This is a genomic window from Photobacterium angustum, assembly GCF_002954615.1.
Lineage (GTDB): Bacteria > Pseudomonadota > Gammaproteobacteria > Enterobacterales > Vibrionaceae > Photobacterium > Photobacterium angustum_A.
Window position 1 is genome coordinate 1,110,348 of record NZ_MSCJ01000001.1, and the last position, 22,696, is coordinate 1,133,043.

The window sequence follows — 22,696 nt, forward strand, 5'->3', positions numbered from 1 at the left end:
TTGTTGGGTTATTTGTTATTAAACAGTTCAGCAGCATTCACGTTTTGACGCTCTACTTCTGGAATGTCAAACAAAGGTAATGTTGTTAGGTTCATATGATTAGCAATTATGCTTGATGGAAACATTTCTACAGCATTATTGAAATTAGTGACAGATGCGTTAAAAGTACGTCGCGCTGCTGATAATTGAGCTTCAACTTCATTCATGGAACGCATTACAGTATCAATATTATCGTTAGCTTTTAATTCTGGATACGCTTCAACAGCCACGCGGAAATGAGAGAGTGCAGTGCTAACTTGCTTGTCTAAGGCTGCTCTTGTATCGGTGCTGGTGGCATTGCCCGCTTGGTTACGAAGTTCTGTTAATTCCGTTAATACCGACTTTTCATGTTGCATATATGCTTTGGCGGTTTCAATTAAATTTGGTAGTAAGTCAAAACGTTTTTTCAGCATCACATCAATACTCGATTCTGCATTGGCAACTTGGTTTTTCTTACCAATTAAACCGTTACGTAGGCTGATGTAGGCAAGGGCAATAATAACAATTATGCCGATAGTGATGAAAAGACCCATAATATTCCTTGGTATATATAATGAAAAGACGGGATGTGACGATTATAAATAAGCACGTAATTAATTGATATGCTTGTCTAATGTTATATGTGAGGCTTGTTATGAAAAAGCCTTGCGAGTGGCAAGGCTTTAGAAGTGGTCCAATACATATTTTTACATATACGCAAGGATATCGTTACGATGCGACGTGTAGTGGCACTGTTTTTTCAGCAAGGTTTTTAGTCATAACACAGAACTGGCGACGTGGTACAAAGCCATGGCGTTCGTAGAAAGTACGAGCGCCTGCGTTACCGATATTCACTTCTAGCGATAGGGCTTTAATACCATCATTCATAACACGATCTTCAACTTGTGGTATTAATGATGCGCCAATCCCTTTTTGTCGCCACTCTGGCTTTAAATAGAATTGGTCAATAAAGCCTACTTTACCACCATGTTCAAGGCTAAAGGCATAACTTACAACAAGGTGCCCTGCGACACAGGTTTCGCCATTTTCTTCAACTTCAATAAACCAAGCTTGTCCAAGCTCTGGTGTTGCTAATAGCTGTTTAACCGCTGTTGCAGTTTGCTCTACCTTTTGCGGCAGGGCTTCGTAGGCAAATAATTCGTCAATGAGTTTTAGAAAAGTATCAAGAGATGAAAGCACAGGTTTCGTTAACGAGATTTTCATACGGTGTCCCTAAGTAAGATCTATACATAACCAACTAGGCTATCAATGAACTATAGATCTGAAAGTCTGAATGTAAACGTAATCAAAAAATAAATGATGTATTGTTCGATATGCTAATAATAGATTGTTTGCATAATAAATAGATTTGTAACTCTTCGATAATGAGACAAGTGACACGAAAAAATGTTCATATTTTTGATTGTAACCTCATAATTTTTTTTATGAAGCCTCTCGGCTGACCGAAACCTAGAACCAAAACAGAGATCAAAGCCGAGAGTCATTTTTCTACTTTTAGTGCTTTATTTTTTTAGAAATTAGATAACGCCAAGCTCACGTAAACGTTCCATTAAATACTCATGTGCGGTGTATTTTTCTGAAAGGATAACGTCTGGTTTCGGGTGTAAAAACAGAGGCAATGAGATACGTGATTTTGTTTTATCTGCGCCTTCTGGGTTTATCACTCGGTGAGTTGTTGATGGGAAATAACCACCAGAAGCTTCTTGTAGCATGTCACCGATATTAATAATTAAATGACCGAAATCACAAGGCACATCAATCCAACTACCATCTTTAGCTTTAACTTGCAGACCCGGTTCGTTAGCTGCAGGCAAAATAGTTAATAAGTTAATATCTTCATGGGCTCCAGCACGAATTGCACCTAGCTCTTCGTCGCCTTGTAGCGGAGGGTAATGCAGGATGCGAAGTAATGTTTTCTCACTACCATCAATCATACTTGATAGTGACTGAGTGTATTTAGAGGAAACCTCATTAGGCGAATATTGTTCTACCCAACTTAATAATTCTGTCGCAAGCTCATTGGCTTCTTGATAGTACTGTTGAATATCTTGTTTAAGTTCAACAGGACACTGACCCCAAGGGTAGTAGTGGAAATATTCTTTAATATCTTTTTGGGTATGCCCCTTGGCGGTTTCTGATACTTCAGTTGGAAATAGTCCGTCTTGGGTTTCTACATTAAAATGAAAAGCAGTTTTTTCTTCACTATTAAAAAAGTCATACCATTTATCATAGATTTTTTGGACTAATTTTTGTTGGATAGGGTGGTTTTTTAGTACCCCAAAGCCAGTCTCTCGTAGGGATTCGACAAAAAGCTGTTTTGCATTTTCTGCTGTGTAATCTACTGCTTCCAGTTTCATTGATATGATTCTCCAACGGTATCTTTTTATTTATAGCAATCGTTTAGCTGAGCGCCATATATTCTATTTTGGAAACAAAGGTGTAACAAGGATGTGGCACACAAAGTTTAGAAACATAGTATCCATGAGAGGAAATAATCACTATTAGTCGCGCTTATCTGGCATACAGTTAAGTAAAGGTTAAGGAAGTTGTTAACAAAATAGGAAAGAAATAATGGAGAAGGCAGAAGATGAAAAAGAAGTTAGCACTATTATGTTCCTGCTTATTCATTAGCATGAGCATATTCGCAGGTACGATTAATCCATTTACGATTTCTTCAAAGTATGAACAACTTTATAAGGATTATAAAACCTATAGCGGTAACGTGGTGATGCATATTCGTCGTGGTACAGAGGTTAAAATCGCCAGTGCTCATATTCAAAGTGAGAAACACGAAACAATTTATCAAGGCGATGTAGCGGTGATCTTTCCTTTCACCCATGAAAAAAATCAATTCGTGGTGATAACCTCAGATAAGGTAACGGTTAGAAAAGAGCAAGATAATAGCATTACATTGTTGGCTAATAGCATCAAGGTACATTACGAATCAAAGTAAAATGAGGGTAACGAGGTGTTTATCTCTTTGATGGGAACGACAAGTTTTTAATGCATCTTTGTTATTTGGTCTTATAATACCGCTCTTTTGTAGCAATTAGCGGAGCCAGTTAATGAGGCTTGATAAATTCTTAGGTACCACATTGGGTATCACCCGTAGAGAAGCCGGAAAACTTCTTCGAGATAAAATGATTGAAGTTGATGGCGAAATCGTCCGTAGTGCTTCGTTTTCAGTCAGTGACGATAACGATGTGGAATTTAACGGTCGCCCGCTAAAACTGCAAGGTCCTCGTTACTTTATGCTTAATAAGCCAGAAGGCTTTGTGTGCTCTCATGTTGATGACTTCAATCCAACGGTTTTTGTTTTGTTCGATGAAGTAAGTCCAGAGAAAATGCACGTAGCTGGTCGTTTAGATGGCGATACAACGGGTTTAGTGTTGGTGACAGATGATGGTCAATGGTCTCACCGTATCACTTCGCCACGTCATTTATGTTCAAAGACCTATTTCGTTGAAGCCGCTGATCCAATCACTGAAGATTACATCACGCAATTTGAAGCGGGTGTACAACTTCGCAGTGAGAAAGAATTAACACGTCCTGCTAAATTAGAAATTCTTAGCGAGCGTGAAGCGTTGTTGACAATATCTGAAGGTAAGTACCACCAAGTAAAACGTATGTTCGCAGCGATGGGTAATAAAGTTGTTGGCTTACACCGTGAGCGTATCGGTACGGTTGAGCTTGATGAAGATCTTGCGCCTGGTGAGTACCGACCACTAACAGCAGAAGAAATTGCATCATTTCTAAAATAATTAGCTGGTGATTTTAATTTTATAAATTCTGTGTTGTAATGAAAGGCGTAAACATAAAGGCTTGTTCTAGTCTTCTATGTTTATGCCTTTTATTTTATCTGATAAATACAATAGACGTGTAGCAAAGGGTATGGGAAAAAGGAAATAGCTCTTTTCCATATAAGAAAGGTTCTGTTTACGTGTTTTATCATAAAATATAAGCTTCATATGGAATATTAGCTCATAAGAGGTGCTATGAACCAGCAAGACAGCCCAAGGTTGAGCCTGCAATTGATATTGATCCTTGGCGCAATAGCTGCGCTAACGCCTTTAGCGATTGATATGTACCTGCCCGCAATGCCGAACATTGCCAAAGACTTTTTAGTTTCTCCTAGTTTAGTTCAGGTTACATTAACCGTATTCACCGCAGGTTTTGCTTTTGGTCAATTAATTCATGGGCCTCTGGCAGACAGCTATGGTCGACGCCCAATGTTGTTACTCGGAACTATCAGCTTTACTGTTTTAACAGTATTAGGTGCGTTGAGTACGAATATCACAGAACTGACTGTTATTCGTGTTTTACAAGGTTTTGCTGGTGCTGCCGCAGCCGTCATCATTAGTGCATTAGTTCGTGACATGTTCGAGCGCGAAGAATTCTCTCGTACCATGTCGTTTGTTACTTTGGTGATGACAGTAGCACCGTTACTTGCGCCTATGATTGGTGGTCATTTATCCGTATGGTTTAGTTGGCGAGCAGTATTTTGGTTTTTGGCTATTTTTGCCGTTATTGTATTACTTTCTATTGTTTTTAAAATTAAAGAAACATTACCAAAAGAAAAACGTATACCTTTCCACTTTTTATCCATTATTCGCAATTACATAAAACTACTGTCTAATCCAGTGGTTCTCGGCTTGATACTGTGTAGCGGCTTTTCATTTTCAGGCATGTTCACTTTCTTAACGGCGGGTTCATTTGTTTACATTGATCTTTATGGCGTAAGTGTAGAAAACTTTGGCTTTTACTTTGGTTTAAATATCATTTGTTTAATCCTAATGACCAGTATAAATGGCCGTTTTGTAAGGAAAAAAGGCACACATTGGATGTTACGACTTGGATTAGTCATTCAGCTGTTTGCTGGTGCGTTAATTGTAATTGGTCAGTGGCTAGATTTTGGACTCTGGGGCGTTGTTATCCCTGTTATGCTATTTGTTGGTGTTCTATCGATTATTGGTAGTAACTCAATGGCTTGTTTACTTGCACGTTATCCTCAAATGGCTGGTACTGCTTCTTCATTAGGCGGCACATTCCGTTTTGGTGTTGCATCTATTGTCGGTAGTATTGTTGCGTTAATGCCAGACAGTACGGCATGGCCAATGGCAGGAACGATGGCCGTTTGTGCAGTATTGTCTGCGGGTTTTTATTGGTTCCTCGCAAGAAACGCATAAAGCATTTTTCTATTTTTATAAATGTCGCTGAAAAGTACGCCAGAGAAGATTCTCTGGCGTACTTTTTCGTAACTATAGAAGGTAAATAGCTACTTTAAACACTGTTTTAATTTACCAATCGTAATGCTTCATAGGATCATCTTCACGGTAAACAATCCAACCAGTTTCGTTTTTATGTGTATCGCAAATATTGCGATAAGAAGTGTCCTGTTTAATGGTGGCACTGATGGTTTCTATAATAGAAAGATCTTTATCTTTGGGATCAATATCATCGCAAGGTAATTCCCATAACATGACCCCACCTAAATGATAGTCATCTTTAGCTAAATGGACTTTTGAGCGGATCGTGGGTAACCCGTTATAATAATGTGTCGTGTTATTCTTTGTTACAGTATCACGGCAAGCGTAATGTTTATCATCCTTAACTAATACGCCGTAAGTGGGGGCATGACGAGGGTAGGCGGGTAACCCTAATGTAATACGTTGCGGATCTAAGTGGCGCTCTATTAACCAGTAATTTAAGGCATTGACTGAATCTTTATAGCTTGAGTGATCTTCATTTTGCATGTCATAAGTCATTAAATGGACTGTATCAAAGGCATTTAATGCAACATCGAGATAGCCAGCACCTTTTCCATCGTCATTAGGTTTGTCTTTACTACCAATGATCGCTGCGGTGAAATACTTACCTTCAGCATGAAGCCTATCCGCTAAACGGTTTACAAAATCAGCATATTGATTTGCACCATTACCCACTTGAGGGTACTCCCAATCAAGATCAACACCGTCAAAACCGTAGGTATTTACAACATCCATCATGTCGTTGATTAGGTTTTCTCGATATTCTGGCGATGCGGCTATTTTTTCGTAAACGATGTCACGACCAATGATGTTATCGTCACTTTCATTTTTCTCACTATCTCGCCAGCCACCAAATGAAATAAATACTCTTCCATCAGGGTTTTGATCTCTAAATTTTTGAATGGTGGAAGTAAGCTTATTTATCTTATCAGTTGATAGGTCTGCAACGTGTCCATCAGGATGATATATCCCTTCTTTATCCATATTGGCGCTAGGGTTCATGAAGGCAATATTCAGATCACTGATTTCATTTGAATGCGAACTATCAAACCACTGATCATTGGCATCTTTCATGTAGCTCGCATATACCACATTACGAAACTCTGTAATTTTTGCAGGTTTTGGTTCCTGAGCAACATATCCATCATAGTCATCCGAAGAGTTACTGTTACATGCAGTTAGTGATGTGGCAGCAATTAAAGCGGCTAAAAGAGTGTATTTCATCTATAAACCTTATTCCTTGTTAATTGATAATGTTCACAGTGATTATTCACAAATATATATTCACCACCTGAATGAGTGTCACAAAGCATTTTTCTTTAAAAGTAATGTTATATTGCAATTTTAAATTTGTATTTATTATAAATAACCGAGTTAATTGTATAGGTAAGCTTTATTTTTCAGATTAATATTCTGTATTGGTTGGTTAATTACATCTTAATTGATAGATAAAACCAGCTAAAATTTTCAATACATTGCTACTTTTTTATTAGGGTATAAGTCGTTATTATTGGCACCTATCTCACCTGACAGTAGCGTACGATAAGTGGAAATTTCTAACAGCAACCTTGGTTCTTGGTTAGAAATTCGTAAGCTTGCTTTTAGCCGTATTTATTTTTGATTTCTAAAATTATGACTTCTTTTTATAACGAAATTCTACATGTGGTAACGGAAGGGTTATCAACACTGGTTACTGCGCAAGAGTCTGGTAAAACCCAGAAAAACCCGGTCAGTGAGACGGTTTTTTTAAGCGCGTGGGTGACGAAGATGATCAAACAACAATGTTTTGATCATTGTGTGTCTAAGACGTTACTGCAATGGCAGAAACAATCTCGCACAATGGGCAAAAATGCGCAGCTTAAAGTACAATTTGAGCGTATTAAAAATACCCTTAGTGCGTTAAATGATGCTGATGGTCATTCAACGGTTATTACCGCTGAACTAATAGATGATTTCTATCGTGTTTTAGAAGCCGCTGATTGGTTAGTCACTAACGAGTATGAAGTGAACCGTAAAGTGTCTCATCATACAGATGGTCAAGCATCATTAGTGGTTTGTGCAGCGCAATACAAGACTGCTATGAACGAGCAGGGTACATTAATAAAACCACTTTCTTTTTATATTCGTGGTAATGCACAGCAATTTATCGATTTGGCTTACCAGCAAGGCATCTTGCTGTTTAAGATCACCGACTACAAATCTAAAGTGAAATTTCACGGTGAGTATGTGATTTACCCTGATAATGCAGGTACACATTTACCTGAATTACCAACTGTGACGAATTAATCGCTTACAGCAACAAAAGAAAAGCCGCATAAGACTCTTTTAAAAAGATTACCTTATGCGGCTTTTTTGTTAAGAGAAGTTAACTATACGGTGAGTTTTAACTCACTTGTCGATTAACTTACTGTTGCGTTTTCACTGGTTTGTTTATTGGTTTTCGCAGCTATCAATTTTAATAGTACAAGTACAAATGAACCACCACCACAAACGAGTAATGTTAATGCTAGATTACCGACATGCGCGACATGATCTAGCCCAAAACCAATAATTAAGTAATAGAATAAGCCAAGTAATGCACCAGCTGTTCCTAAGTGGTTTCGATAATTTACTAAAGCAGTACTTAACAAGTTAGGTAATGTTAAACCAAATGACAGTGACACCAATGCCATTGGAATAAAGAACCAAACAGTTTCTTGCAGTAAGTAAACACCTAAACCCGCTGTCAGTATCATTAATGTTGATATCATTACGATGATATCTGCGCGTATATGTTTACGTATCAAACGAATATTGAGAAGCGAACCTAAAATTGAACCAACTGCTAAAACAAAACTCGTATTACCAAAAAACTTAACGCTAGCCCCTAACTGTTCAAACATGAATGGTGCAATGCTGTAATAAGAGAACAGGGCAATATTTGCCAGTCCTATCATTAAAGCGATATACCAAATATGACTGTCACGGAGCATTTTATTTGCCACTAAAAACAAACTATCACGTTTGGTGTGTTTTGGTTTTGTCTCTGGTAATGCAAAGCCCCCCCAAAGTAATAGTAGTGATAGCATTATCACCATAGCTATGAAAACCCAAGTATAGCCACCATGAGCTGTCAACCAGCTACCAACTAACATACCAATCACAGGGCTCAGGCCAATACTTGTTGACGCAATAGAGAAGATTCTTGCTAGACTCGCGCCTTCAAAGCTATCTCGTAAAATGGTTTGGGTACATACAGAGCCTACAGCGGCACCAAAAGCACAGGCACCAAAACCGTAAAGTAAACCCTGAAATGTTGGTGCAAAGTAACAAAATAGTGCGGCAGCAATACAAATTGCTATACCTAATAGGGTTGATAAACGACGTCCAATGACGTCACACATGGTTCCCCAGAATACGACACCAACGGCAAAGACCATAAAGAAGATCGATAGCGCTTGAGCTGCTTCTGATGTGGTTACTGAAAAGTGATTCTTAATTGATGTTAGCGCTGGGCTATACATCGTTTCTATGAGCTGTGGAAACATTAACAGCGAAATTGCTAATAATGTTGATATTGTTTTTTTATTCATGACTTCCTTTTTGACGCTTGATCATCCACCGATGAAAGACTGGCAAACGATATAAATCAGTAAAAGGTATGTATTACAGCTATTGATTTAGATGAAATACGAGAAGGTTATTTCAGTAATGCTGAGTATACATTTATCAAAGATTGGTATGGTATTCACATAAGAACAACAAATGTCACTATAAGGACACAATCGAAAAAAGCCGCATGAGCTTCTCTATAAATAGAGTATCTCATGCGGCTTTTTTATTAGTAGAAGTTAACTATACGGTGAGTTTCAGCTCACTTGTTGATTAACTTGTTGTTGCATTTTCACTGGTTTGTTTACTGGTTTTTGCAGTGAACAATTTCAATAGTACAAGTACGAATGAACTACCACCACAAACGAGTAACGTCATTGCTAGATTGCCGACATGAGCGGCATGATCAAGACCAAAGCCAATAATTAAGTAATAAAACAAGCCAAGTAATGCACCTGCTGTACCCAAGTGGTTTCGGTAATTTATTAAAGCAGTACTAAACAAGTTAGGTAATGCTAAACCAAAAGACAGTGACACCAATGCCATTGGAATAAAGAACCAAACAGTTTCTTGCAGTAAGTAAACACCTAAACCAGCTGCCAGCATCATTAATGTCGATAACATTACGATGATATCACCGCGTATATGTTTACGGATCAAACGAATATTGAGAAGCGAACCTAAAATTGAACCAGCTGCTAAAACAAAACTCGTATTACCAAAAAACTTAACGCTAGCACCAAGGTGCTCAAACATAAATGGTGCAATGCTGTAATAAGAGAACAGGGCAATGTTTGCTAGTCCTACCATTAATGCGATATACCAAATATGTCCATCACGGATCATTTTATTTGCCACTAAAAACAAGCTATCACGTTTAATGTGGTTGGGTTTAGTTTCTGGTAATGCAAAGCCACCCCAAAGTAGTAGTAGCGATAGCATGATCACCATAGCTGCGAAAACCCAAGTATAGCCACCATGAGCCGTCAACCAGCTACCAAGTAACATACCAATAACTGGGCTAAGACCAATACTTGTCGAAGCAATAGAGAAAATTCTTGTTAAACTCGCACCTTCAAAGCTGTCACGTAAAATAGTTTGAGTACATACAGAGCCAACAGCAGCACCGAAGGCACACGCACCAAAACCATAAAGTAAACCTTGGAATGTTGGCGAGTAATAACAAAATGTCGCCGCAGCAATACAAATAGCTATGCCTAAAAGTGTTGATAAACGACGTCCAATGACGTCACACATGGTGCCCCAGAACACAACGCCTACCGCAAAAATCATAAAGAAGAGTGATAAAGCTTGTGCTGCTTCTGATGTTGTTACTGAAAAATGATTTTTAATTGATGTTAGCGCCGGGCTATACATCGTTTCTATGAGCTGTGGAAACATTAACAGCGAAACTGCTAATAATGTCGATATTGTTTTTTTATTCATGACTTCCTCTTGAAGCTTTATCATCCATCCTCTCAAGACTAGTAAACAGGATAAATTAGGGAATGATAAGTATTACTGCCATCGCTTTTTTGTGAAGTGCTAGGCTGTTATTTCAATGATGATAAGTATATATTTATCAATGAAAGGTATGATATTAACATAAGAACAAGAAATATCACTTTAAGGACAGATTGTAAAAAGGAGCTCTTAATATGGCTTATATTCAAATGGAAGATCAGTTTTGTGCTGATGACTATCATGGCCTTGTTGTTGGGCTTGCTGCTGATTTAGCAGAGCATGATTCGGGTTATCACACTCATAGTAAAGATCAGTTGTTATTCTCTCACCATGGCTGCATGGTGATCAGTTTAGATGGTGTGAAATGTGTATTGCCGCCAATGCGTGCTGCTTGGATACCTGCAGGAGTGGAGCACAAAGCAGAAACATCCAATGTTACGCAGTACCGTTCTTTGTATTTTGACCAAGATTTACAATCACAATTGCCGAGAGAATTAAAAATATTTGATATTAACCCTTTAATGTCGGCATTAATGGAGCGTATGGCGTTTTGGGAGTTTGATAAACCCAATAATGAGCAAGTTAATTCGGTGAACCTCTTAATTGAAGAGCTAAATTTTGCGCAAGATAGTCACTTGAATTTACCTATTCCAGCCGATCCTCGTTTATCCTCATGGTTAGCAGATATTGATGATGAGGCGTTTGTTGCTCCATCATTAGCTGAACTCAGCCTTATAGTAGGGGCGAGTGCAAAAACCATTACTCGTATTTTTAATAAAGAGGTGGGAATGCCATATCAAAGTTGGCGTCAACAATGGCGCTTATTAGCCGCTATTGAATTACTGTCGTTAAACTGGCGAGTGACTGATATTGCTCATCGGCTAGATTTTTCAAGTGATAGTGCTTTTATTCGTTTCTTTCATGATAAGGCTGGCGTTACACCCTCAAATTTTATTACTGAGTATAAGTAATGATTTTCGATTTTCTCTAACTGTACTGGGTTTCCCCCTGCAAACTTTATACGTGTACAGAAAGACTAACTTCCAAATAATGTAGGTTTATTTAATAAATTTTAATGTAAATTTAACAATTGTTTTTATCTAAGAATAAGTGTCAACAAGCAGTTAACCGTTCTATATATTGATGAATGTATTTTTCGTACTAGGTTCTCATCCTTGTCGTTTTTCAGTTGAATCTTCACTTCGCTAAGGCATGATATATCTATCAGTTGTTATTGTTTTTCATGCCAAAATTAACTGAGCAGATAACGATAATAATCATTCAAGGCTAACAGATATATATGGATATTTATGCTTGCTTGTTGTGCTGAGCGCGAAGAGTTTCATCACTCAACGCCGTTAGTTTTATCATTTGATGAAGCCTTAACCTTTTTTCCTTTTCAGCTTGAATTTTATGACTGGCATGATTGCCTTGCTATGTATCGTGCTTACCCTGATGGGCATCGAGAACCATTAGAGGGGAGTTGTTCATTCTATATTGAGCACATCGAATCATTAGAAGGTGGAAAAGCGTGGGTAGATAGCATTCCAACTGGTTTAGTTGAAAAAGCCCGAGGATATGCTGAACTTGGGGTATATATGCTTAAGGTTGCTGCTTTGAGCCAGAAAGCCCGAGATCTATTACTTCAACGTCCTACCTTATTGTATTTAGTATGCGAACAATATCCGTTAGATCAGGATGAAGTGTTAGCACTGTGCGAATTAGGTCAACGTGAGATCCTTGCTCAACTTGGCTTGGCTTCGAGTCGTTCAGCATTGCGCTTTCTTGATCGGATTGAGGGGGATTTTTCAACCCGTTCGATTGTGATTATTATTCACCGCTTGCTCGATCCTGAAATGATGTCGTTTCAACTGTTCAAACATTATAAAACGATCACTAATTTAACCCTGCAGATCTATCTGCAATGGCCAACATTAACTGGTACACCGCTTGGACGACATTTAGCGCAAACTACTCAGCGTGAGCGTTTTCAAATCAATCAGATTTTATCTGATGTTTTCCAACTTGGTTATCGCGTATTAGATGTTGATTCAATCAAGCGTATTCATGCTGTTACTTCTTATGAAGAGTTAAGATCGTTACACGACAGGTGGGTAGTAGCGCAACACAGCATCAATTTTGTTCCCGATGCTAATTCAAATAAGCCTTACGTGATCCCTTTTGAAGGTAATAATAACATTGTACCTATTCGTAACTATCAAGAACTAGAGCTAGAGGGGGTTGAACAAAACCACTGTGTGGCGATTTACCACAATCGGATCATTAAAGGCGAATATTTGGTTTATAAAATGTTCATGCCAGAGCGTGTTACTATTGGTTTGAAAAGACATTACGTCGTTAATGGACGAGTTAGTGAGACGTATACTGTGGATCAAATTCAAGCCCGTAATAATAGAATGCCATCTTCTGAAACATTAGAGGCTGTTTATGGTTGGTTAGACAGTATGAAGTCAGCTAAGCCATAATACTGTTTGAATTTATTAGTTTATTCTAAAAGGAAAGCAATGCGGTTACTTCATTCGATAAAACGTTACGCACCAACAGAAGAAAAAGCGCCGCATTCTCATGACGATTTTGTACAACTTTTTTATATCCACCAAGGCTGCGGTATTGCTAGAACAGAGGATAAAAGCATACTGGCTGTTGGTGGTCAGCTTATTTGGGTCCCCCTGAATCATCGGCATCATTTGAAAGTGCTAAAAGATTCCTGTTTAAGCATTATTCATGCATCTCCAGACGCTGTTCCATATTTCCATGACGAGATGGGGATTATTTCGACCAATCGCTTAATGGTACAGGTGATGGCCGAAATTGAGTCGCAAGGTAATGATTGTGAGTACGACACTGACAGTAATAGCGATGTTCAACACCATTACTTAGGGGTATTTCTCGATCAACTTAAGAAGCAAAGCTACCAAAACGATGCTTATCAAAGTAACGATGAGATTGATAAACGGCTATTGCCGATCATAGAGACTTTAACATTACAACCAGATATCAAACTCTCTTTAGAGCGCTTTGCCGAGCATTGCGGTGCATCTTCTCGTACCCTCAACCGTTTATTTATCAGCACGTTTGATAAGCCGTTCCGTGAAATTAGACAACAACTGGTGATGGAAAAAGCATGGCAATTGAGTAGGGCGGGTGTCGCACATACAGATATTGCATTAGATCTAGGCTATAACAGCTTGTCTGCCTTTTCCCATGCCTTTAATCGCTTCAAACAAGACAAAGCTAGCCAGAAGTTGGCGAAAAATCACAACTCGTTGACGTCAGTTCAACAACAAGAGTAAACGTATTTCTTTAAGCTAAAGACATCAACTAAGGAGATTGTTGTCATGTCTTTACTACGTTTACTTTCTATCAGTTTATTAATGGCGTGTAGCTATTTCTTTGCCTCTGATATGTATGCACCTAGCTTACCTGTAATGTCTGAGGCATTGAATGTGTCATCGACAGCAGTACAGCAAACGGTGAGTGCGTTTTTTATTGCGTTAGGTTTGAGCCAATTAGTGTGCGGAGCTGTCGCAGAACGCTTTGGTCGTCGTCCTATCGCGATCTTAGGTGCGGTGATATTTATCATCGGCTCAGCGCTTTGTTTACACGCAGATCAACTATCAGGTTTAATTATTGGACGTGCCGTACAAGGTATGGGTGTTGGGGCGTTGTTTTTATTATGCCGAACCATAATGCAAGACTCATTAACTAAAGAGCAGTTAGTGGATGTGATGTCATGGTTTAGTATTTTATTTATGTGTTTACCCGCGTCGACACCTGCAATTGGTGGCTATTTAGAAAGCCATTTTGGCTGGCATAGTAGCTTCTGGTTTATGTTGGGGTTAGCAGTACTGCTATTTGTGGTTATTGCCTTAGGTTTAAAAGAAACCCACTTAGAAAAGAATATTCATGCGACAAAACCAAGGGTTATAGCTCGTGATTACACCATGATTGCAACTAATCCGCAGTTCTTACGCTATTTAATCATGATGGTGATGGCGAATGGTGGTGCGCTGGTGTTTTATTTGATGGGGGCGTTTATTGCGAATGAACAATACCATTTACCTGTGCAATATTTTGGTATGTCTTCATTGTTGCTTATTGGTTGTAGTTTGTGTGCGCGTATTTTTTATATTCGTTTTCTAAAATATACCGCGACAGAAGGGCGAATCATTAAAGCAGCAAGTTGTATTATGTTGCTTGGTGGGTTGACGATACTATCAAATGTGGTATTTCACAGCATGGCGACGATCATTATCGGCATGGGTATTTATTGTTTTGGCGCGGGTTTAACAACCTCTGTCGTGGCTGTCAGTGCGCTGTATTTATTCCCTAAGCATAAAGGACAAACGGGAGCGTTGTTTGGCTCATTACAAATGGTTGGGATCTTTACGTTAACCTTTATTGTGAGTCATTTAGCCAGTGTTGAATGGGTGATGGCATGTGTACTTACAACGATGGCATTACTTAATATGTCTGTACAACGCTGGTGGAATGATAATTCTGTCGTGTTGGCAAAAGCGTAAATAAAAAGCGCCTATTGGCTTGAAGGCTAATAGGCGCTTTTATGTATGCAGATTAATCTAAATCGCTACGTTTTAGGATCAAGTTAGGGTTCGGGCAATTATTTTGGTAAAAATCAAACTGCTCAGGATCAATCACACCAGGATAATCATTACTGTAATCACCCATATTTTTGATTATTTGAAAATGCAGATGGGGCGCCCAACCCCCATTTTCTTCCGTGTTACCCACAGCAGTAAATTGTTGGCCTCGACTAATATGCTGACCAACAGTTAATTGTGATAAATACTCTGTCGCTGTATGTCCGTAAAGAGTATAAAAAACATGCCCATCGAGCGCGTGTTTTAAAATAACAGTAGGGCCATAGTCACCGTTTGCTGCATGATTTGCGATACCATAAACTTCACCATCAAGTGGGGCATAAACAGGAACGCCAGCAGGTACGCCTAAATCAATCGCCATGTGAACAGTGCGATTAGGAGAGTCGGAAAAGTTCTCTTTATCTTGATAAATCAAGCGGTGTTCAGCATATCGACCAATGACTATTTGTGCATTGGTGGCAATGGCTTGTTTTACGATTTCATCAGCGAAAGTATGCACGTCAGTTACTTGCTGCCATAAATGACTACTTGGTGTTAAATCGACAACGTATCCTGTACCGAATTGTAATTCTTTGGGTATCACAGGATGAAACTCATGTGCACTGAGTACATTTTCGAAAGGGGTTTTCGTTTGTGTCATGCTGCTTCCAAATCTGATTGTGTGTTTTTATTCGTGCTCTTCGTTGGTACCACCACCATTGCGGCAAGATAGCCGATGACAGCAATCCCCGTTGGTAATAATAAGTGCACATTGACCATCATAGCAGTCAAATAACCAGTTAATGTCCACGCCAAACCAACCATTGCACTAGAAAGCGCCATAGCCCAACCTTGATCAATATCACTCGCGCGATCTGAGAGGGCAGTGATGTAAAGAGGAAAACATAACGCAACCATGGATGCTGCAAAGATCATCGCAACCACATGAGAGGTCGGGGTTGGAGTGATCGCAAGTAATAACATGCCAATGGCAGATAATGCTGTTGTTGTACGTAGTGCTGAATTAACTGAAAAACGCGATAAGATCAGACGTGGCAATAGTAATAGTGAAAGGATCATTACGACACCAATTCCCATCATAAAGTATTGGTAGAACTCACTTTCTACCGAAATATTCCATTTCTGCGGGAAGATAAACGCAATGTTTTGGAAATAGAGGCTCCAGCTAAATTGGCAAATAAAAACGATAAACAAACAGTTCATTAAGCCTTTTTGACTACGTTTTAACGGCTTTACAAACGAGAAAGGGTTTTCTGTTTTTACAATGTGTTGAATAGGTAAACGCACCACAAACATCAAGATTAAACTAATAAGTGCAATGACGAGGCAGGCATAAAATGGTGCTTGAGCGCCATAACTAGATGACAATTTACTGCCAAGTGCTGGGCCAAATGACATGGCTGCTGTCATAACAACGGCAACTAAACTCATCAATGTTGCTTTGTTTTTCCCTTCGCTGTTATCAGCCAAAATCGCTTGTGCAATAGGTTGGCTTGCCGAGCCTAAGCTGTTGATCATATTACCGACAAACAAAATGATCACCGAGCTCACCACAATCGCATAAATCGGTAAGGCGAAACCAATAGCTGCAATCATCAAACAAATGGCAATCACGGTCTTACGACTGAACTTATCGGCAAAACGCGCAATAAAAGGGGTAAAGAACATCGAAATAAATGGGGCGGCAGACATTACTGTACCAAACAACATACGACGCTGTTCAATTGGCATACTCTTGGCAAATTCCAACGAATGATCAGTTAAAAATAAGCTGACGTATGCAGGGATCGTAATAAAAAATCCGGCAGATCCAAGAAAGATAATGATGTATAGCGTTATAAGCGTAAATAAGGGCAGCTGTTGAGCGGTGCGGTGTTGGTTGTGCATCTTATTCTCCCAGTGAATATGCGCGCTATTCTAATTCTCTTGGGGTAATTGGCAAACACTATCGTTAAGTTTTGAAATTAATTTTTAACAATTATTGGTAAAAAGCAAACTCATGCAACTGAAAGTGATTCGCATTCAGATACTTGTAATTAAGTATATTTTGTTTTGAGTTATCTACTGTCTACATTAGTAAGAAGCTAAGTGAGTTAGCTTCTTTTGGCGGAAAGTTTCCCTTAGCTATAGTTACCTGAGGGAGTTTCGAAGTAAGTTTTAAAAATATGTGTCCTTATACAATCTAATATTCATCACCTTTCATTAACTTATTGATGGAAAATTGACTGTAATCGAAAAGGCTGCACGATAGGTGTTTTAAAGGCGGCTAAAAGTCGTATAAAGCGTTAGCCGATAACCCGAAATCTGAGTTATGGAGAACAGAGTGAACGTAAGGAAAGCGAACAAACAAGACTCCGGTAAGTTGCTAGAACTTATTGGGTATAAAGCCGAGTTTGACCGAAGTATGAAAGGGTTCAACGGCGAAATCTCCACAAATAAAGGCAAGATTGAACGAACCTTATTTGGCGACGTACCGTTTGCTCACGCTTTGCTATTGGAAGTCGACGGCAATGTTCTGGGTTTCGCCTTATTTCATTATCGCTATTCTTCCTTCCGAGGTGAACCGTCTATTTGGCTTGATGACTTGCTAGTTGTTGGTCGGCATAGGTCAAAGGGGTATGGTGCCGAACTTATGCATGCTTTGAAAATTGAAGCAGGAAAGTCGTTAGCTTCTCACATTTCATGGACAGCTAGCCCCTACAACACCAAAGCCCATAATTTCTATAAGAAGCTAGGCGCAGAAGTTGAACGGATGGATGGTCAGCGTCCGTATTTCCGTTGGGCAATGTACGACTAACAAACGGTCAAGAAATCAAAATACCTTTCATAATCTGACAGAATCGCTTGGTGATCACATATGAGTTAGCTACTAGGCTAACTCATATTTGCCCCATTGTGTGTTGCAGCCAATATTTATGGTTCTTATCCCACGTTAATTTATCCCTAATAAAACTTATCTTAATAACTACCCACAATTCACTTCGCGTCATTTATCAGACTATCCAATAAACTGGTTTCTTTTGCAGTGATATTGGGAAGTGGTTCTAAAATCACCTTTTTTTGTTTTTAATTGTGCGTGCTTTACCGCTAAGTTTATCGTGAATTTTCGAATAAAGTGATTTAAATACAATTGTTTAACTGTGGCTTTTTGTCACGATATAAAGAGTGTCATTACGCATTCGCAGTAATGTTATGTTATAACCTTTAAGGAAGAAAATGGAACTTACTCCCTTTAAAAGTACAGATTATCAACTTCTAGTTGATTGGATCGAGTCGCCTCAATTTAACTATCAATGGGGAGGTCCAGCATACACTTTCCCTTTGACGATTGAACAGATTACAGCGCACTGTGCAAATCGCGAAATTTTCCCTTTTTTATTTCACTCTCAGGGGCAAATAGCTGGTTATGCAGAGTTTCGGAAAATACCTGATGGATCGTGCAGGATTTGTCGTGTACTAATTTTAAAAAGTCATCGGGGTAACGGTCTGGCTAGCGAAATGCTTAGGCTCGTTATAAAAGAAGCTCAAATGGAAACACATTGTACGAAGTTCAGTCTGTCTGTTTTTGAACACAACACAACGGCTATTTCCCTTTATAAGTCATTAGGCTTCAAAGTGTTGTCAACAGAAATACGCTCAGAGACAGTGTGAGGTAAAACTTGGGTTGCGGTGGAAATGGAAGCACGATTATAACAAATAAGGATATGTTTGCGCAGCCGACGTCTATCCGAAGTGTTGAACAAGCCCTGGCCACCTTATATAAGTAAATATTGCGAAATATGATAAAGGGGGATGCTGACCCTTTTAAGTAAACTATATTTTTTCTCATCTAAAGAAAAAGCAATCTAACTCATCATCTAACTCAAAAATGCCCCATTGTTTGTTAGGTTGCTTTCCTGCAAAGCATTCAGTTTGGTCTTTGACTTACTTTTTCTTATGACAAATGCTCTAGCTAAGTGGCCAAATTTTCTCATCCGCCACACGAATTCATCATTGTGATATGCCTTTCCTAACTGTCTCACTTATGCAAGCTTGAGGTAATGTGGTATAAAACATTCATATACTTTTCAGCCTACCAAGGAAATATATATGACATCACTGTATGTTGTTGTTTTTGCTCTTCTATTAACAGTTGCGCAACTTCTTTTCTTGTTGAGAAAATACAAGAAAAAAATCCAAGAATTACAATCCACCTATGTTGAATCTAGTACGACCGCTGAAGAGGCTGATCTACAGGTTAATCTTGTCAGAACCTCAACTGATGATATGGCGTACTTCAAGTCGGAAAACGATCGCATTTTGTTTTTGTTGTTAGAGGTTGATGGTAAGCGTCGAAACCAATTGCTTGGTATCACCTCAGAGATGTATGAGGACGAGGATGCAGCTAAAAAATGGTATAAGTCACTGTCAAATAAAGTTCATCCAGACAAAAATGATGATCCAAGAGCCGCGGAGGCTTTCGATAAATTAAAGCAACTCTATAACAAAGTTACATATTAGTGGGTAATGTTCATGAGTGACACAAATTTACCCATAGAGCTCAAGCCACTATCGGAATTGATTGACGTGAAACCCATCGAAATCTCCCCCGATTTGGATGAAAAACTTACCGAAAACAATCAAGTATTGGCAAGTAAGTCTATCATGGAGATTGATCATCAGACCAAAACACCTACTCCATTTTTTAGCGTTGATTCATTAGTGTCATGTATTGGAACTGATAGAAAGCCATTCAGAGAGTTAATGGCAGATGCGGAAGATGGTGAGGTAATAAAAATAAATAATGAATACCTTATTCGTAGCGATCTTACCAAACAATTTTTGCAAGAGCGCTCGGAGCAACCACGTTCTTGCGGAGAGCGAGCGCGGATTGAGGCAACACGAAGTATAGTGAATGAGGCAAGTAAGTTAGAGTATGAACAGGTCATTGCGCTGTTAAACAACAAAGTTCAAGGTGATGAATAAAAATGCCCAAGTTTAAATATCTCTTAGAGACCAAAAAAACACTTTCCGTTAATGGACAAGGATTTAGTGTATTACAAGTGTATACAGATACTAAGGTTACAAATAGTCAATTGTTTATCAATGTTAACGATCTCGTTGAAAACGCTCCATTGACTCGTGGTGAAGTGAACGAGCATGTCGCAGATGCATCTGAAGAGCAAGTGATCATTGATCAAGAGCAAACCTTAATTCGTGTTTCTAGTGCTTTGAAATTGAATGACCCTAAGTTGAGAGATGTTGACCCCAACGTGCGTGCTCAAGCTCAGCAATTTGAGCAAGTTATTGATAAAATCAATATGATGCCTAAGCTTAATGAGGAGCGAGCCATTGCATCAGAGACGGTGAAAACAAAGTCTACCAAGGCAAAGCAAGACTATAAGAATCAAAGAGTTACACAAGGGTTAGGTAACGTGTGTGAAAAAACAAATCAGCCCATACCTCAGGGCGATAACCTTCATATTCACCGCGATCCCAGAGAAGCGGACTTTCCAGAACTGGCTGCAGAAGAAGAATCTTTATCTGCCATTGGTTCAACCGTTCACAGTGAGGGGCACAAAAGCGATAATAAACCCTTTAAATAGTCAGGTAGAATGAAATCTGGAAAATAGACCACTTAAGGCATTCATTTGTTGATGTTCTCCTGTGACTCTTGGCACTAGCATAACGGATAATTTGCCATACCTTACTTAATTTAGGGTTGACTATATTAGCAATGGCGCAACTCGGAAATGTCCATGGGCGTTCTTGCACGCCCTGAACGACAGTAATCGAAACTGCTACAACAGTTTTAGTCAATAACCAGACTTTATGTTGACCAATAACACCTAAGAGGAGGTCAACATGAGAAAGTCATCATCAGAAAAATGCAGCGGGATAAAAAGACCATTCAAGTTGGAAGAGATTTGGCGAATAAGAACTAGGCTAGAACTTGAAAACGACCTAATGCAACTTGCACTATTGAACCTAGCCATTGATAGCAAGTTGAGGGCAAGTGATCTACTAAAACTGCACGTATATGATGTTTCTTCGCAAGGAGTGATCTATGAGAGGGTTCAATGCACCCAGCAAAAAACAGGTACAGATGTACACTATGAGATTACTCCGAGAACACAACAGAGCATTAGTCGGTGGGTTTACTCTGCATCCCTAGATACATGTAGCTTTTTATTTCCAAGTTGTCGCCGCAAAAGGCAACCTATCAGCTACTCATTCTATCGCTCAATTATCAGAAACTGGGCTGAAAAACTGGGATTGAATGCTGACTATTACGGCACTCATTCCATGCGCCGTACTAAAGCCACTTTAATCTATGCCAGAACGAAAAACATCAGGGCTGTACAGATCTTACTTGGACATTCGAAGCTAGATAACACAATTCGATACCTTGGCGCTGAGCTAGAAGACGCTTTGAGGCTATCTGAGAAAACAGACTGCTGACAGGCGGGATCTGCTACAGGCTTTTCCTCTGAAAAGCCTGTGTCCCATAATACGTCAGCACAGCTATAGTTGGTCTGAGGTTCCCATATATTAATATAACTAATAACTAACCTTACTCGAACAGATCTGTGAGTTAATGAGGGGGAGTACAGTGATATCGCCTACGGAAGTAACTCCGCAGGCGTTCGTTAATTATTTGGGTTCTTTATATTGAAGGGGCTTGTATTCTTTCCTGCTTGAACCTCTTCATTGCAACTATTGTCACTTGATAAAGTGGCTTGAGTGGGAGTTTGTATATCACCATCTCCCTTTTTACTAAGGTCTGCCTTTTGTTTACTACTACGCTTGCACTTTGCTAGAGCTAACTCTCTAAAAGCTTTTGCTAGGCGCAAAGAAAGAGCCAAAGTGAATAACCATGGTGCAATATTTGCGTATACATATTCAGTAGTGGTCAGTTGCCGTGCTTTTCGCCATTGGTATAATTCGTTTTGGCGCTCGTTTAGTCGTTTTCGCGCTGATTTAATCTCTTCCACTTTGGCTCTTAAGTTTGAGTCTTTAATTGCCAGAGGTTTTTCTTTGAGAACAATATCAACTTTTACTAATTTGATATCATCAGGGAAATTTGACTGGGATGCAATCGGCGCGAGCGAAGCTATACGTGTACAAAGTGATTTATCCTCTTCATCAACACTATGACATGAAAGCTTTTTAGTTGAATCAACGGCGCGCTTATATGACATAACAGCATTTTTTTCATTGGATTCTGCTAGTTTCAAATCAAGTTCGCTGTTAAGAAGTCGCAGAGCAGATACCTGTGAAATGAGAGCAACTGCAGCGAAAATCAACCAAACTATGTCAATTATTTTTAATTCCACATCTTCCCATTTACACTTAAAAGCAAAATAAGTACAAATTGCCGTGGAAATAATTAGAAAAATTATTAAAAATATTAGATTTGGTGAATTCACCACCACGTCCATTGTACTTTCTTCTGCGAGCTGTGTGCCAATACTCAATGCATACTCCTGATTACTAGTAAAAAGCTGAAGAATACCACACAATTCAGTTCAGAAAGACACGCAATCTATTTTGATGCAACGATGGCATCGGTATTACGCTGCTAACACCAGAATAGAGCGTTACTTTTTCATACTAAAACTTTTCCGTTATTTTCTAGTAACCATAAAATACGTAACTCGAAAATGTCCAACTACGAGTTAGCCATTTTGGCTAGCTCGTTGATTATGATTG

General features: G+C 39.0%; 23 protein-coding genes. 14 read left to right on the forward strand and 9 right to left on the reverse strand.

Annotated elements, in window-relative coordinates:
• Positions 1-8: 8 nt before the first annotated feature.
• The 3 genes from BTO08_RS04780 to BTO08_RS04790 form a co-directional block, all read right to left on the reverse strand.
• A complete protein-coding gene (locus tag BTO08_RS04780; RefSeq protein WP_105060098.1) occupies positions 9-572 on the reverse strand; it encodes a LemA family protein in 564 nt (187 codons plus the stop codon).
• Between the two features lie 175 nt (positions 573-747).
• On the reverse strand, positions 748-1,242 hold the full coding sequence (locus tag BTO08_RS04785) for a GNAT family N-acetyltransferase (RefSeq protein WP_105060099.1): 495 nt from the start codon (positions 1,240-1,242) through the stop codon (positions 748-750).
• Between the two features lie 314 nt (positions 1,243-1,556).
• On the reverse strand, positions 1,557-2,396 hold the full coding sequence (locus BTO08_RS04790; protein ID WP_105060100.1) for an isopenicillin N synthase family dioxygenase: 840 nt from the start codon (positions 2,394-2,396) through the stop codon (positions 1,557-1,559).
• A 230-nt stretch (positions 2,397-2,626) separates the two neighbouring features.
• Here BTO08_RS04790 and BTO08_RS04795 point away from each other — a divergent pair, with 230 nt between their 5' ends.
• The 3 genes from BTO08_RS04795 (at position 2,627) to BTO08_RS04805 (ending at position 5,225) form a co-directional block, all read left to right on the forward strand.
• Positions 2,627-2,992: a hypothetical protein gene (locus BTO08_RS04795; protein ID WP_105060101.1), complete on the forward strand. Its 366-nt coding sequence runs from the start codon at positions 2,627-2,629 to the stop codon at positions 2,990-2,992.
• Between the two features lie 112 nt (positions 2,993-3,104).
• The gene (rsuA, locus tag BTO08_RS04800; RefSeq protein ID WP_105060102.1) at positions 3,105-3,800 is read left to right on the forward strand and encodes a 16S rRNA pseudouridine(516) synthase RsuA; all 696 of its coding nucleotides are present in this window, start codon (positions 3,105-3,107) and stop codon (positions 3,798-3,800) included.
• A 234-nt stretch (positions 3,801-4,034) separates the two neighbouring features.
• The gene (locus tag BTO08_RS04805; protein WP_105060103.1) at positions 4,035-5,225 is read left to right on the forward strand and encodes a Bcr/CflA family multidrug efflux MFS transporter; all 1,191 of its coding nucleotides are present in this window, start codon (positions 4,035-4,037) and stop codon (positions 5,223-5,225) included.
• 111 nt (positions 5,226-5,336) lie between these two features.
• Here BTO08_RS04805 and BTO08_RS04810 read toward each other — a convergent pair whose 3' ends face one another.
• Complete coding sequence (locus BTO08_RS04810; protein WP_105060104.1) at positions 5,337-6,530, reverse strand: glycosyl hydrolase family 18 protein; 1,194 nt, start codon at positions 6,528-6,530, stop codon at positions 5,337-5,339.
• 408 nt (positions 6,531-6,938) lie between these two features.
• Here BTO08_RS04810 and BTO08_RS04815 point away from each other — a divergent pair, with 408 nt between their 5' ends.
• Positions 6,939-7,592: a DUF2913 family protein gene (locus BTO08_RS04815; RefSeq protein ID WP_105060105.1), complete on the forward strand. Its 654-nt coding sequence runs from the start codon at positions 6,939-6,941 to the stop codon at positions 7,590-7,592.
• 113 nt (positions 7,593-7,705) lie between these two features.
• Here the strand turns inward: BTO08_RS04815 and BTO08_RS04820 are convergent, their stop codons facing one another.
• Complete coding sequence (locus BTO08_RS04820) at positions 7,706-8,878, reverse strand: MFS transporter (RefSeq protein WP_105060106.1); 1,173 nt, start codon at positions 8,876-8,878, stop codon at positions 7,706-7,708.
• A gap of 292 nt (positions 8,879-9,170) precedes the next feature.
• Positions 9,171-10,343 (reverse strand): MFS transporter, encoded by a 1,173-nt coding sequence (locus tag BTO08_RS04825; protein WP_105060107.1) that lies wholly within the window; start codon positions 10,341-10,343, stop codon positions 9,171-9,173.
• Positions 10,344-10,555: 212 nt separating this feature from the next.
• On the opposite strand from BTO08_RS04825, the gene BTO08_RS04830 reads away from it, so the two are divergent.
• The 4 genes from BTO08_RS04830 (at position 10,556) to BTO08_RS04845 (ending at position 14,905) form a co-directional block, all read left to right on the forward strand.
• Complete coding sequence (locus tag BTO08_RS04830) at positions 10,556-11,332, forward strand: AraC family transcriptional regulator (RefSeq protein ID WP_105060108.1); 777 nt, start codon at positions 10,556-10,558, stop codon at positions 11,330-11,332.
• Positions 11,333-11,671: 339 nt separating this feature from the next.
• The gene (locus BTO08_RS04835; protein ID WP_105060109.1) at positions 11,672-12,847 is read left to right on the forward strand and encodes a PcfJ domain-containing protein; all 1,176 of its coding nucleotides are present in this window, start codon (positions 11,672-11,674) and stop codon (positions 12,845-12,847) included.
• Positions 12,848-12,886: 39 nt separating this feature from the next.
• Positions 12,887-13,675, forward strand: coding sequence for a helix-turn-helix domain-containing protein (locus BTO08_RS04840; RefSeq protein WP_105060110.1), 789 nt, complete (start codon positions 12,887-12,889; stop codon positions 13,673-13,675).
• 45 nt (positions 13,676-13,720) lie between these two features.
• Positions 13,721-14,905: an MFS transporter gene (locus tag BTO08_RS04845; RefSeq protein WP_105060111.1), complete on the forward strand. Its 1,185-nt coding sequence runs from the start codon at positions 13,721-13,723 to the stop codon at positions 14,903-14,905.
• A 52-nt stretch (positions 14,906-14,957) separates the two neighbouring features.
• Here BTO08_RS04845 and BTO08_RS04850 read toward each other — a convergent pair whose 3' ends face one another.
• Both BTO08_RS04850 and BTO08_RS04855 read right to left on the reverse strand, forming a co-directional pair.
• The gene (locus tag BTO08_RS04850) at positions 14,958-15,644 is read right to left on the reverse strand and encodes a peptidoglycan DD-metalloendopeptidase family protein (RefSeq protein WP_105060112.1); all 687 of its coding nucleotides are present in this window, start codon (positions 15,642-15,644) and stop codon (positions 14,958-14,960) included.
• Positions 15,641-16,891 (reverse strand): MFS transporter, encoded by a 1,251-nt coding sequence (locus BTO08_RS04855; protein ID WP_105060113.1) that lies wholly within the window; start codon positions 16,889-16,891, stop codon positions 15,641-15,643. Before BTO08_RS04855 ends, BTO08_RS04850 begins: the two co-directional genes overlap by 4 nt.
• A 424-nt stretch (positions 16,892-17,315) precedes the next feature.
• On the opposite strand from BTO08_RS04855, the gene BTO08_RS04860 reads away from it, so the two are divergent.
• From BTO08_RS04860 to BTO08_RS04885, 6 genes are all read left to right on the forward strand, one after another.
• Positions 17,316-17,801 (forward strand): GNAT family N-acetyltransferase, encoded by a 486-nt coding sequence (locus BTO08_RS04860; protein ID WP_198038413.1) that lies wholly within the window; start codon positions 17,316-17,318, stop codon positions 17,799-17,801.
• 419 nt (positions 17,802-18,220) lie between these two features.
• Positions 18,221-18,655: a GNAT family N-acetyltransferase gene (locus tag BTO08_RS04865; protein WP_105060115.1), complete on the forward strand. Its 435-nt coding sequence runs from the start codon at positions 18,221-18,223 to the stop codon at positions 18,653-18,655.
• 438 nt (positions 18,656-19,093) lie between these two features.
• A complete protein-coding gene (locus BTO08_RS04870) occupies positions 19,094-19,504 on the forward strand; it encodes a DnaJ domain-containing protein (RefSeq protein WP_105060116.1) in 411 nt (136 codons plus the stop codon).
• Positions 19,505-19,516: 12 nt separating this feature from the next.
• Positions 19,517-19,969 (forward strand): hypothetical protein, encoded by a 453-nt coding sequence (locus tag BTO08_RS04875; RefSeq protein ID WP_105060117.1) that lies wholly within the window; start codon positions 19,517-19,519, stop codon positions 19,967-19,969.
• Positions 19,970-19,971: 2 nt separating this feature from the next.
• The gene (locus tag BTO08_RS04880) at positions 19,972-20,589 is read left to right on the forward strand and encodes a hypothetical protein (RefSeq protein ID WP_105060118.1); all 618 of its coding nucleotides are present in this window, start codon (positions 19,972-19,974) and stop codon (positions 20,587-20,589) included.
• 259 nt (positions 20,590-20,848) lie between these two features.
• Complete coding sequence (locus BTO08_RS04885) at positions 20,849-21,445, forward strand: tyrosine-type recombinase/integrase (protein ID WP_105060119.1); 597 nt, start codon at positions 20,849-20,851, stop codon at positions 21,443-21,445.
• Positions 21,446-21,633: 188 nt separating this feature from the next.
• Here the strand turns inward: BTO08_RS04885 and BTO08_RS04890 are convergent, their stop codons facing one another.
• A complete protein-coding gene (locus tag BTO08_RS04890; protein WP_105060120.1) occupies positions 21,634-22,461 on the reverse strand; it encodes a hypothetical protein in 828 nt (275 codons plus the stop codon).
• Between the last annotated feature and the right edge of the window lie 235 nt (positions 22,462-22,696).